Annotated in this window: 12 protein-coding genes; 3 read left to right on the top strand and 9 right to left on the bottom strand. The window is 72.3% G+C overall.

All coding sequences use genetic code 11. The features are described from left to right. Positions 1-80: 80 nt before the first annotated feature. The 5 genes from WMF17_RS09105 to WMF17_RS09085 form a co-directional block, all read right to left on the bottom strand. The gene (locus WMF17_RS09105) at positions 81-389 is read right to left on the bottom strand and encodes a hypothetical protein (RefSeq protein WP_437601573.1); all 309 of its coding nucleotides are present in this window, start codon (positions 387-389) and stop codon (positions 81-83) included. 173 nt (positions 390-562) lie between these two features. Further along, entirely contained in the window at positions 563-1009 is a 447-nt protein-coding gene (locus tag WMF17_RS09100; RefSeq protein WP_437601572.1) for an NUDIX hydrolase, read from the bottom strand. After that, positions 1006-2649, bottom strand: coding sequence for a transglutaminase-like domain-containing protein (locus WMF17_RS09095; protein ID WP_437601571.1), 1644 nt, complete (start codon positions 2647-2649; stop codon positions 1006-1008). The genes WMF17_RS09100 and WMF17_RS09095 overlap by 4 nt, the downstream gene beginning before the upstream one ends. A gap of 104 nt (positions 2650-2753) precedes the next feature. Next, on the bottom strand, positions 2754-4004 hold the full coding sequence (pcnB, locus tag WMF17_RS09090) for a polynucleotide adenylyltransferase PcnB (protein ID WP_437601570.1): 1251 nt from the start codon (positions 4002-4004) through the stop codon (positions 2754-2756). A gap of 405 nt (positions 4005-4409) precedes the next feature. Next, the gene (locus tag WMF17_RS09085; protein ID WP_437648930.1) at positions 4410-5369 is read right to left on the bottom strand and encodes a serine/threonine-protein kinase; all 960 of its coding nucleotides are present in this window, start codon (positions 5367-5369) and stop codon (positions 4410-4412) included. Between the two features lie 387 nt (positions 5370-5756). Between WMF17_RS09085 and WMF17_RS09080 the strand changes: the two genes are divergently transcribed. Next, positions 5757-6791, top strand: a complete 1035-nt coding sequence (locus tag WMF17_RS09080) for a site-2 protease family protein (protein WP_437601568.1) — start codon at positions 5757-5759, stop codon at positions 6789-6791. 12 nt (positions 6792-6803) lie between these two features. Here WMF17_RS09080 and coaD read toward each other — a convergent pair whose 3' ends face one another. From coaD to WMF17_RS09065, 3 genes are all read right to left on the bottom strand, one after another. Continuing rightward, the gene (coaD, locus tag WMF17_RS09075; RefSeq protein WP_437488504.1) at positions 6804-7301 is read right to left on the bottom strand and encodes a pantetheine-phosphate adenylyltransferase; all 498 of its coding nucleotides are present in this window, start codon (positions 7299-7301) and stop codon (positions 6804-6806) included. 5 nt (positions 7302-7306) lie between these two features. Further along, a complete protein-coding gene (locus tag WMF17_RS09070; protein WP_437648929.1) occupies positions 7307-8704 on the bottom strand; it encodes a tetratricopeptide repeat protein in 1398 nt (465 codons plus the stop codon). Positions 8705-8774: 70 nt separating this feature from the next. Next, entirely contained in the window at positions 8775-9671 is an 897-nt protein-coding gene (locus tag WMF17_RS09065; protein WP_437648928.1) for a 3'-5' exonuclease, read from the bottom strand. A 317-nt stretch (positions 9672-9988) separates the two neighbouring features. On the opposite strand from WMF17_RS09065, the gene WMF17_RS09060 reads away from it, so the two are divergent. Further along, positions 9989-10654 carry an HNH endonuclease gene (locus WMF17_RS09060; RefSeq protein WP_437601565.1) on the top strand — a complete coding sequence of 222 codons (666 nt, stop codon included), beginning with the start codon at positions 9989-9991 and terminating at the stop codon, positions 10652-10654. A 62-nt stretch (positions 10655-10716) separates the two neighbouring features. Here WMF17_RS09060 and WMF17_RS09055 read toward each other — a convergent pair whose 3' ends face one another. Then, positions 10717-11010 carry a hypothetical protein gene (locus WMF17_RS09055; RefSeq protein ID WP_437601564.1) on the bottom strand — a complete coding sequence of 98 codons (294 nt, stop codon included), beginning with the start codon at positions 11008-11010 and terminating at the stop codon, positions 10717-10719. A 303-nt stretch (positions 11011-11313) separates the two neighbouring features. Between WMF17_RS09055 and WMF17_RS09050 the strand changes: the two genes are divergently transcribed. Continuing rightward, positions 11314-11949 carry an AgmX/PglI C-terminal domain-containing protein gene (locus WMF17_RS09050; RefSeq protein WP_437648927.1) on the top strand — a complete coding sequence of 212 codons (636 nt, stop codon included), beginning with the start codon at positions 11314-11316 and terminating at the stop codon, positions 11947-11949. Positions 11950-11955 lie beyond the last annotated feature (6 nt).

The following is an 11955-nucleotide window of genomic DNA, read 5'->3' as shown; positions in this document are numbered from 1 at the left end:
GAATTCGAGTTGACGGAAGCGCCACGAGCGTCCGACGCGCGCTCGCTCAGCCATTGCTTATGGCAGGGTAGCCGCGCTCATCACATTTCACCGGATACGGTCACACCGAACCCGTGCAGGCCGAGGAACATCGGGGCGATACCCGAGCGCGCCGCCCGCTCGACGGTCCTTGAGAGCGTTCGCGCCATCCGCGCCGCGAACCCGCCTGAGCTGGCGGGCGCGCCTCCCCGCGCGCCGGGCCGCGCGGCGGCGCGCAATGCGCGCGGCGCGGGCAGCGCGAAGAGGCCGGCGCCGTCGGTCTCGGGCCGCGCGAAGCAGAGAGGAGAAAAGAGCAGGGTCGCCGCCGCGACAACCACCATACCCTTCACGATCGCTGGACCAGCGCTCATCCCGACACCCACGTGAAACCTAGCGCTGTCGCCGGCGCATGTCGTGGGCGGCAGGGCGGCAAAATAACGTTGTCACCACACGACCTTGGACTCTCAACGTGGAGAGTCGCGCCTCGGGCGACATCCCGCCTCCGCGGCTGCGCCCAGTCGGGCTCTCCCCGCATCGCGAGATCTCAGCCCGCGGTCGCCATCGCCAGCGCCCGATGGATCACGCGGAGCGCGACGTCGGTGAGACCATAGGCCGGCAGCTCGGGGACTGGCACGAGGGCCACCTCGGAGGCGTCGTCGCCTGGAGCGAGGACACCTCCGGTCGGCTCGCACAGGTAATCGAGGATCACGTAGTGATACGGAATCTCCACGATCTCCACGACCTCCACGAGCGGGCCGACGCGGATCTCGAGGCCCGTCTCCTCGCGGATCTCGCGGGCGACAGCGTCTGCGAGCCGCTCTCCTGGCTCCACGCGACCGCCGGGGAGCGACCATGTGCCCTCGAGCGGGGGGTGAGCGCGACGGACGAGGAGCACGCGGGGCGCACCGGACGCGTCCGGGCAGCGCTCGATCACGACGGCGCCGACCGCCACGCGCGGGGGCTCCGGGGCGCGTTCCGGCGCATCCCTCACGGAGCGGTCGTCCCGGTGCGGCCGGCCTTGCAGCGGACGTCGCCCGGCGTCGCGACCGCGAGCTCGTAGTCGCCGAGCGCAAAGTCGCCGGGGATGACCACGGCCCCGTCGTAGCGGCCGCGCTCATCGGTCGACAGCGAGCCGATCGTCACGCCCTGCGGCGCGGTGTTCCCCGTCAGGATCACGTCGACGCGGACGTGCCCGCACGGCGCCCCGTCGCTGCTGACCTGCCCCTGCAGGTGGAGAGGAAAGCCGCGGCGGATGTCCTTGTCCAGCGCGGTCACGACAACGTCGGTGCGCGCCGCGCGCCCGGTCGCGTCGCTCGTGGACGTGGGCGCCGGCGGTGGAGGCGGCGGCGCGGCGGTGCTGCCACCGGCAGCGCCCGGGCCGGGCGGCCCCTGCTGCATCTGCTCGGCGCGCGTCCGCTCGGCGAGATCCTGGCCCGAGTCGCGCTGCTCCGGCCAGCTGTAGGGGTCCGGCGGCGGCACGTAGGGCGGGCGGCTCGGATCGACCTCTTGGTCCATGTTGAGGGCGGCGCCCCCGAGATCGATGCGGTGCCAGAGCGAGCCGTCGAAGACCTCGACCCAGGCGTGCGCCTCGTTGACGACCATCCGCGCAGGGATCCCGATGTGCAGGGCCGTGACGAGGAACGCGAAGGCGCGGTGGCGGCAGACGCCTTTTCGCGACAGCGCGAGGTCGAGATAGATGTCGCCGTTCCCCTTGGGCGGGTCGTCCGACGGGGTGAACGACCGGAAGTACTCGACCATCTTCTGCACGACGTCGCGCGGCCGCATCGTGGGCGAGATGCCGATCGCCTGGGCGACCTGCCGGAACGCCGCCTCGTGCGACGCCTCCTGCGGCGTGCGCGCGAGCACGCCCCAGTCGACGTCGGCGAAATCGCTGCCAAAGGTCGCGCGCGCGATCGCGAGCTGCACGACCATCCGGACGCGCGCGCTCTTCGTGCCGCGCACGAACCAGTTGTCGGCGCCGTCACGCAGCACGACGACCGGCGTGTCGGGGTTCACGTGCATGCGCACGAGCCGCGTGTCCGGCCCGACCGTCGGGATCCGGACCGGCTCGTTCGGCACGAGGTCGACAGAGATGTCGCCGTAGAAGGCCTCGTCGCCCGCCGCGACCAAGCTGTCGGCCTTGACGGTCTTCAGGCTTCGATGGCGGACGACGAGCGAGTAGTCCGCCCTCACCGCGTCGTAGGCTTGCAGCCGCTTGAACGGCGCGGTCGCCGGGGAGAACGGATCGTCGTAGCGCTCGACGTTCGGCCGGCGGGTGTCTCGATCCGGCTCGTAGGACGCCTCGGGACCGGCGTCGGAGCCGACGTTGCTGTAGACCTGCTGCTGGTTCGACGGCGGGCGCTGCGGATCGGGCGCCGTGGCCAGGCCGCTCGGCGTCTGGATCGCCGCCGGGAGCCCTCCGTCGAGCGTCGTCGTGGCGAGCGACACGTCCTCCGCCGGGTCCGGCGCGATGAACTCGTGCAGGAGCGACACCTGCGCGTCCGCGAGCGGCGACACGGCGCAGGCGAGCGCGAGCACGAGCAGGCCGCGCGCCCAGCCGCCGAGCCGGCGCCGGGACGCGGAGACAGCGGGCGGACGAGCAGGGCGCAGGCGCGCGGCCGGAGAGGACATCAGGGGGCTGTTATGAAACCAGAAACCCCGGCGATGTTCCACGCCGGCCGGTCCGTTCGCGCCCTCGTCACCGGCGTTCACCGTCGGCGACGGTCAGACGCCGATCAGCGCCGGTGCTGCACGGCATCGGCGTGGTGGCGCCGCGGCTGTGGGGCGGAGCGGAGCCGGTCGATCGCCTCGGTGGGCTCCCCGCGCGCGGTCAGCTCGGCGGCCAGCACGTCGAGGGCGGGCTGGAAGATGTCCGTCCGCGCGAAGCGGCCGGCGCGGCCGCCGGCCAGCCTCGGCAGGACGGCGACGATGCGGCGCATGCCGTCGGCGTAGCGGCGGGAGATGGCCAGCCGGTCGATGAGCGGCTCGAGGAAGTCGGCGACCGCCGCGGCGCGGTCGCGGACCCCGTCGCAGGCTTCCTTCATCGGCTCGAGGAGCAGGAGCGTCCAGAGCACCGTGTCGTCGAGCGGCTGGCCCGCGGCGGTGCGCCGGTCAACGTAGTCGAGCACGCGCCAGACGCGCTGGCCCGGGCCGTCGTCGCCGCGATCGTCGTAGAGCAGCGCCGAGACCTCCGGCAAGAGGACGTCGAGCACCCCCGTCTCCCACGCGATGTAGATGGTGCGGCGCGCCTGGCCGCCGCGCAGCAGGCGCAGGATCTCCTCCGAGAGGCGCGGGCGCGCTGCGAGCGCGAGCGCGTCGCGGCAGTAGACGACCGCATCGTAGACGTCCGGGGTGATCGCGAAGCCCAGCCGGCCGGCGAACTTGAGGGCGCGCAGGATCCGGATCGGATCCTCGCGGAAGCGCGTCTCCGGGTCGCCGATCGTGTGGACCACCTGGCGGCGCACGTCATCCATGCCGCCGACCCAGTCGAGGATCTGCCGCGCCTCCACGTCGTAGAAGAGCGCGTTGATCCGGAAGTCGCGGCGGACGGCGTCCTCGTGCGCGACGCCGAACGCGTTGTCGCTCCGGATGAGCAGCTCGCTCCCGTCCTCGGAGTCCTCCTTCGGATTGCGGCGGAAGGTCGCCACCTCGATGACCTTCCCGCCCTGAAAGAGGACGTGCACCAGGCGAAACCGCCGGCCGATGATGCGCGAGTTGCGGAAGAGCTCGCGGACCTCCTCCGGCCGGGCGCTGGTGGCGACGTCGAAGTCCTTCGGGCGGCGGTCGAGCAGCAGATCTCGCACACAGCCGCCTACCAAGTAGGCTTGATGGCCATGGCGGACGAGACGACGCACGACTTTCTGGACGTCTGGATCGATCCGCGCCTCGTCGAAAACGACCTGGTAGCGACGCGGGGTGGGGATGTCTTCGTCGACGAACTCGACGCGGAACGGATCGGCGTCGAGGACGCCTGTGTCCGTCGGCATAGGCTCGCCTTCGGGCCCCGCGCGTAGCCCGGGGGCACTGCGGCTCTCATACATCGGGAGTTCGGCCTCTTGAATCGCCGCTGTTCCGTTTTCAGGAGATGGGGTCGCGCGACCCATAGTGAGCAACCGAGAAAGCACCAGGCAGCGCCTGGAGGGAGTGGAGGACGACTGGCGCGCGATGGTGGGATTCCAGGACTCCCTGGAGAGCCGACCCGCGCAGATGAGGCCCGCGCCCGCGGACCCCCGAACCGTGCCGGCTGGCTCGCCTCGGCCTGCGTCGGCCTGACGAGCGGATCCGGCTGTCGCCCGGAACAAGAGATGCTAACGGCCGTCTAGCAGGGCTTCGCCGTGAGAGCAAAGCCGAGGCGCAGGGAGACCGACGGAAGTCTCCGGAGCGAGCGGGCTTCACGGCTTGGTACCCCAGTGCCCGATCCCGGCGCCCGGCGGCGGGGCTGCGTCCGGCTGGGCGGCGAGCGGCGCCCCGGCGCTGGCCTCCGGCGTCGCGAGCAGCGCCTGCCGCAGCTCCGCCATCGAAGGAAACCGGCCGCGCGGGTCCTTCACGAGCGCCTTGCGCACAACGGCGTCGAGCTCGCGCGAGATGAGGAGCCCCGGGTGCAGCCGGTGTAGCGGCGGCGGCGGCTCGCGCGCGTGCTTCTCCGCGATCGCCGGGTACGGGCCCTGGAACGGCACACGGCCCGCGAGCATCTCGTAGAGCACGATGCCCAGGGAGTAGACGTCGGCGACGGGCGCCGCCGGAGCGCCCTGCGCCTGCTCGGGCGCCATGTACTCCGGCGTCCCGACGACCCGGGGGAGCCGCGCGCCTTCGCCCTGGCTTTCGATGAACGAGAACCCGAAGTCGAGCAGCTTGACGAGCTCGCGCCCGTCGGCAGCGTGCACGAGGAACACGTTCTCCGGCTTCACGTCGCGGTGGATCACGCCGGCGCGGTGCGCGGCCTCGAGGCCCGCGGCGAGGTCGGCGGCGATCCGAACCGCGCGCGCGGCGACGAGCCAGCACGTGAAGCCCAGCGTGTCGGCGAGATCGAGGCCGACGAGCGGCTCCATCGCGAAGCACGGCGTATCGACTGCGCGCTCGAGCGCCTCGACGCAGAGGACGTTGGGGTGGCGGACGCGCGACGCGGCGCCTGCCTCTCGCTCGAACCGCGCGACGACCCGCGGATCGTCGCGGAGCTCCGCCCGGAGGACCTTGACCGCGACGCGCGGCGGCGCGGCCTCCTGGGGCCAGCCGATGCGATCCGCGAGGTAGACGTGCCCGACCCCGCCGCTGCCGAGCAGCTGCACGACGCGGAACTTGTTGCAGAGGAGCCTGCCCACGAGCGCTTCGGCGGCGACGCGAGCGGGAGGCATGGGATCGAGCGTAGCGCAGTCGCGTCCGCCGAAGGGCAAAGGCGCGCAGAGGCAGCGCAGAAGAGAGCGCAGCCCGGCCCGACGCAGCAGGAGGTCCGCGCCCGCACCGACCGGCGGCCGCGGCGCGACCTCTTGCGAGGAGCCCAGGCCGGCGCGCTCGCTCCCGCCGACCGGGCTGGCTCCGCCGGAGGACGAGGACGCAAGGGATGACGCGCGAAGTCATCCGGTGCCGCGCACGGGCCTGGCGGAGCCTGCTGGGGCCGCCATCGAGCGCCGCGGAGGGCGGGTCGCGCCGAACGAGGCGGCGCGCGGCGAGCTGCCCGCCCGGACGCAGGAGCGCGCGGATCGCTTGAGCGGCGACGAGGAGACGGCCACGCTTAGCGGCGCATGACCGACGATCGTCGATTCCCCTCCCCGCGCCGGCTCGACGTGGAGGCCGAGCTGGCTCCTGCGACGGCGAGCTCCCCAGGGCCGAGCGCTGCAGCCACCTCGCGTCCGCCTCCGCTTCGCTGGAAGAAGAACCTCGCGCTCTTTTGCCTGACGGTCGTCTCGGTGTTCGTCGCCGGCACCCTCTGGGCTCCGATCAGTCCGGAGGACGACAGCGTGCTCGCCCTCGTGAAGGCGCTGCCGCAGACGTGGCCGTTCGCTGTGCCTTTCCTGTCGATCCTCCTGGCGCACGAGTTCGGCCACTACTTCGCGGCGCGCGCGCACGGGGTCGAGGCGTCGCTCCCCTACTTCATCCCGCTCCCGGTCATCAGCCCGCTCGGCACGATGGGCGCGGTGATCTCGATGAAGGGCAGGATCAAGTCGCGGAACGCGCTGCTCGACATCGGCGCCTCCGGCCCGCTGGCCGGCCTGGTGGTGGCGCTCCCGGTCCTCTTCGTGGGCCTGATGCAGTCGGAGGTGCACGCCGCGTCGGGACCCGCGCTGCAGGAGGGGCGGAGCCTGCTCTACCTCCTGCTGAGGCGGCTCGCCGTCGGCCCGATCCCGGAGGGCCACGACGTCTTCCTCGGCCCCGCGGCGATGGCCGGGTGGGCCGGGCTGCTCATCACGGCGTTCAACCTCTTCCCGGTCGGCCAGCTCGACGGCGGGCACGTCGCCTACGCGCTGTTCGGCAAGCAGCAGGACCGCTACAGCCGCGCCGCGCATTTCCTGATGCTCGCGCTCTTCATCGGCAACGTCGTCTACTTCACGCGGCACTTCATCGCCGACGGGTTCTCCGACGCGCTCCGCGCCGGGGTCGCCAACGGGATGCCGTGGCTCACGTGGTTCGGCGTGGTCTACCTGATGCTGCGGATGGGCGGGCGGGAGCACCCTCCCACGGAGCCTGGCGAGCTGTCGCCGGCGCGCAAGGCGATCGCGGTGGTGACGCTGCTCCTCTTCGTGCTGCTGCTGATGCCGACCCCGTTCGGGACCTACTGAGCGCGCCGGCGCTCAGGGCTTCGCGGCGCCGAACTTCGCCCGCAGCGCGTCGCAGACGACGGCGGGCGCATAGTGGCTGACGTCGCCGCCGTGGCTCGCGATCTCGCGCACGAGCGACGCCGAGACGAAGCCGTAGTGGGTGCGCGTCGGCAGGAACACCGTGTCGACGCCGGGGAGCATGTCCGCGTTCGCGTGGGCGATCTGCAGCTCGTACTCGAAGTCGGTCGCCGCGCGCAGGCCGCGGACGATCACCCGCGCGCCGACCCGCTGGCAGTACTGGATGAGCAGCCCCTCGAACGAGTCGATGCGCGCGTTCGTCACCTCGCTCGTGGTCTGGCGCAGCAGCTCCAGCCGCTCCGAGTAGGTGAAGAGCGGGTGCTTCGTCGGATGCCGGCCGACCGCGACGATCACCTGATCGAACAGCTTCGACGCCCGCTCGATCAGGTCGAGGTGACCGAACGTGATCGGATCGAAGCTCCCCGCATAAACCGCCAGCAGTTCCTTGGGCATGGCGCTCACTGGTCCGGCGTCCGCTTCGGAGCAGCCGCAGGCGGGGGCGACTTCGGCGCGGCCGCGGGCGAGGCCGGCGCAGGCGAGGCCGGCGCCTGGGGCGCAGGCGAGCCGATCGCGCCAGCGGGGCCGGCCCCATCCGCAGGGGCGGCGGGGGCCTGCCCTTCGTCGGCCGGCGCCGGCTCGCTGCCCTGGAGCACCTTGTTCATGGCGGTGTCGTCCTCGATCCACATGAGCCGCCCCCCGTCGCCGAAGGTGACGCGGAAGTAGGCGAGCAGCCCCGCGCCGATCACGCCGTCCAGATCGAGCTGGAGCTGCTTCTCGATCGCCTGGAGCGGCGCCCCGTACACGCCCGGGACCTTGGGGATCTCCAGCGCGCCGAGCCGCAGCATCGGCACGACGCCCTGCTTCAGCTTCTGCTCCGGATCCTGCTCGACCCGCTTCAGCCCGTCGGCCTCGAAGCCGGCCTTCTTCCAGCCCTCCTTGTCGAGCGCGATCGGGAACGTCATCGACGTGTCGATGAGCATCGGCCCCTGCACCGTCTTGTCGGGCCCGAGGCTGCTGCGCAGCACCATGCCGCCGCCCTTGATGAAGGCCACGTCGACGCGCGTCGCGTCGGGCGGCGCCGGCGGGGAGAAGCTGCGCACGACGAACTGCCGGCCGCCGTAGTCGATGGTCGCGTTGAGGTGCCGGATCAGGTTCACCCCGAGCAGCGCCTTGATCGGCGCGCCGATCTGCTTCGAGATGCCCGAGAGGTCCTGCGTGAGCGCCGGGACGTCGTTGACCTCGAGCTTCCTGTCGAAGCGGAGGGAGACCCAGCTCGGCTCCTTGCGCGTGCTGCTGTCGAGGACCACCTCGCCGGTGCCGGTCGACACCATCGCGAGCGCCGACTCGCCGTCGATCTCGACCGGGACGATGAAGAACGGAGCCGCGGGGTTGACGTGGGGCATCTCGATCGCCGCCAGGAGCCCGCCCGAGAGCGTGAACGGCACGCGCCCCGCCCCGCGCCGCGCCAGCTTCGCGATCGACTTCGCCCAGTCGTCGACCACCTCCGGATCGTCGAGCATCGCCTCGAGCTCGTCGGCGGCGGCGTCGAGGTCGCCCTTGTACCAGAGCGCGCGCCCGCGGAGCCCGGCGGCCTCGGAGCCGGCGACGCCCTTGAGGAGGCGCAGCGCTTCGGCGTAGTCGAGCCGGGCCAGCGCGATGCGCCCCGCGAGCAGGCGGGCCTCGGTGTCGCCGGGGGCGATCGTCAGCGCCTTCGCGACCGCATCGCGCGCGTTGTCGACGTCGGCGGACTGAAACTCCTGTCGAGCGCGGGCAAGCCACTTCTCCGCCGCCGGCGGGCGGGCGGACTCCGGGCCGATCATCGTCGAGCACGACGCGAGGAGGGTCGCGGTCAGCAAGCCGCCGAGGCGAACAGCGAGGGAGCTTCTCGTCGGCGCGTTTCGATTCGAATGGATTCGCACGTGGATCTCAGGCCCTTTGCGGCGTGCCGTCCGGGCCGATTTCTCCCGGCGAAATCGGCTCGATCGCCAGGATGCGATCGGCCCGTAGCTCCCGGCGGCTGCGCGACGGGAGCAGATAGCCGAGAACCCGGGGTGGGTCGAGGTCCGTTCGCACCCCCGTTACCCGTACCACGAGCTCCTCCGGCCCACGGCGCGCCGGCCGGTACCGCACGAGCACGGTGGCGGCATGCTCGGCCGCGTGCACCGCCGCGGCGACCAGCTCCGGGCGAGCGTGGCGCTCGCCGATCCGGACGTGCCACAGGTCGCGCGGCGTGCGCGGGGCGAGGACCTCCACGACCTTGCGGAACACGGCGCGCAGGGCGTGCACGTCATCCTCGGCGCGGTGGGCGCGCTCGCGGTGCACGCCGAGCTCCCGGCAAAGGGAGGCGAGGCTGTGGCTCGGCAGGGCGAAGGCCCGGCGGGAGAGGACGAGCGTGTCGAGGTAGTGCGTGACGCGCTTCGCCCTCCCCGCCCGTGCGAGCTCCGCCTCCAGGAACGCGACGTCCCACGCGGCCGCGTGGGCGACGAGCACCGCGCCCTCGGTCACCCGATCGATGCGATCGCAGAGCTCGGCGAACGTGGGCGCGCCCGCGAGGTGCTGCGGATCGATGCCGTGCACGTGCGCGTTGCCGAAGACGCCCGGCTCGGGCCGCACGAGCGACGTGATCGCGTCCTCGCACGTGTCCCCCCGCATCCGCTCGGCGCAGACCTCGATCACGCGGTCGCTCTCGGGGCGGAGGCCCGTCATCTCGAGATCGAGGAACACGAGCGGCGCGCGCTCGATCGGATCGTCCCAGGGCGAGCCGGTGGGCGGCTCTGCCCTGGTCGCCCGCTCCGGCCCCGCACCTTCGCGCTGCTCCGTCATCCGACCTGCTTCCCCACCACGGCGGCTCGACCCCGGAGACGACCGTCCCTTGACATGGACGCGTCTTAGCGAAACCGGCGCCCGACCGAAAGCGGTCCGCGGCGCGAGGCGCCGCCCGGCCCGCGAGGCACGGGCGCCGGCCTCCTGGCCCCGCGCGGGCCGCGGCGCATGGAGACGGCGCCCGAGCGTCGGCGGAGCAGGCGCGGTGTTCGGGGCGAGGCCCCGAGGCGCGCGCCGCATGGCGGCGGAGTTCCAGCAGAATTTCCTCGGTGCAGCACCGGATGTTCAAGGGGGCTTTCATTGCTACACTCCCCAGCGTGCCGGACGGGGTAGCTACAGTCCCGGGGGGCTCTCCTCACGAGGCGCTCGATCTCGGCGACGGATCTTCAGGGTTTCACCGCGAGCGCCGGACCGAGCCGCTCGATCTCCCCGTCCTCGTGGTGAACCGCTTCTTCCAGCCTGTGCAGATCACGACGGCGCGTCGTGCCTTCCTGCTGCTCTTCGGCGGCGCCGCTCTCGCCATCGATGAGCTCGGCGAGCTCCACGATTTCTCGGCCTGGCGAAGCTTGCCGGTGCGGGACAAGGACGACGGCCTCCCTGTGGTCGGCGGCTCGCTCCGCGTGCCGCGCGTCCTGCACCTCCGCCGCTACGAGCGCATGCGGCGCCCGACGATCCGGCTCACGCGAAAGAACGTGATGCTGCGCGACGCGCACCAGTGCCAGTACTGCACGCGCCGCCCGCCCGTCCGCGATCTCAACATCGACCACGTGCTCCCTCGGTCGCGCGGCGGTGAGGATTCCTGGGAGAACCTCGTGACCGCCTGCCGCACGTGCAATCTCCGCAAGGGCTGGCGCACGCCGGACGAGGCCTGCATGCGGCTCATCCGTCAGCCGCTGCCGCCGCGGTGGTCGGCGACCATGCAGATCCTGCTCGGCTTGCCGCACTCGTTCGACGAGTGGAACCCCTTCCTCAAGGCCGGCTGACCGCCCCCCGCGCGGGCCTCGCCGCGACGGCCGACGGAGGCTGGCGCCGACGAGGCGATCGTTCACGGGATCACGGTGAGTCGCCCCTGCTCGTCGCAGGTGGCGACCCCTCTCCACCCGTCCTCGGTGCAGAGGAAGAAATCGATGCAGCCGGTCCAGCACGCGGCATCGGCGCATGTCTCGGCGGCTTCCGCCGGGCAATCCGGCAGCTGCAGCGCGGGCGTGCAGCCCCGCGCCTCGCCGCTGCGGTCGAGCGTCACGCTCTCGCACGCGCCGTCCGTTCCGCCGCCCGCGCCCGCGTCCAGCGCAGGATCGCCCTGTCGATACGCAGCGGGCGACCTCCGTCCAGGCGCCATCGAGGCAATCGTGGAGGGCGCGGCAAGCCGCGTCGTCGCAGCTCCCCCCTCGGCCGATCGGGCACCCTCCCTGGGGGATCTCCCCGCACAGCTGCGGCTCGGCGATGGGATCGCAGCCTGCCGGTGCAGCGGCGGCGGCGGCGACGGCGGCGCCAGCGATGAATGACAGCGGAATCTTCAAGGCAGCCGTGAGGAGACCTCGGATTGCCGGCGCGCGGGGGAGAAAACCACAAGGCGCCTCGCCTCCGCTCATCCGAACCGTTTAGTATGCGCGCCATGCGTCCCTGCGCCACTGCCAGCGCCGTGTTCACCGGAGTCCTCCTCGCCGCGACGCTGTCGCTGTCCGGCGCCTGCTCGAGCGGCACCGCGCCGCCCTCGCCGCCGGACAGCGCGTCGCTCGGCGCATCGCCCACGCCGGCATCGCAGCCGGCCACCGCCGCAGACCCGGGCGCCGCAGACCCGAGCGCCACCGACCCGGGGGCTGCCGCGCCGGCGCTGCCGGACAAGCCTGCGGCTCGCAAGAAGGCGCCCGAGACGGTCGAGGACTGCAAGGTGATCGCCTCCGAGATCACGAACGAGCCGCCGGAGGGCGGCGTCGTGATGAACAACGCGATGACGTCCGCCGACGCGGGCTCGAGCGATCGGCTGCAGCCGCTCGTCGACGCGATCAAGGCCAGGCGCGACGGCTTCCGCTGCTGCTTCGATCTCTACGCCCGCAAGCACCCGGGCGCGCAGGGCAGGATCACGTGGCAGCTCAAGCTGAAGCCCGACGGCACCTTCGAGGAGGCGACCATCGTGCGCGACAAGAGCGACGTGACCGCGCCGCAGGTCGAGTCCTGCATGGCGGAGCTCGCGAAGTCGACCACCTGGGCGCGGTCGCCGAGCGGCAAGGAGACCGTGCTGACCTACCCCTTCGACTTCAAGCGACGCAACTACTAGCGGCGC

The sequence above is a fragment of the Sorangium sp. So ce362 genome, from assembly GCF_051519845.1.
Lineage (GTDB): Bacteria > Myxococcota_A > Polyangia > Polyangiales > Polyangiaceae > Sorangium.
This window is presented reverse-complemented; position numbering and strand designations above follow the sequence as displayed.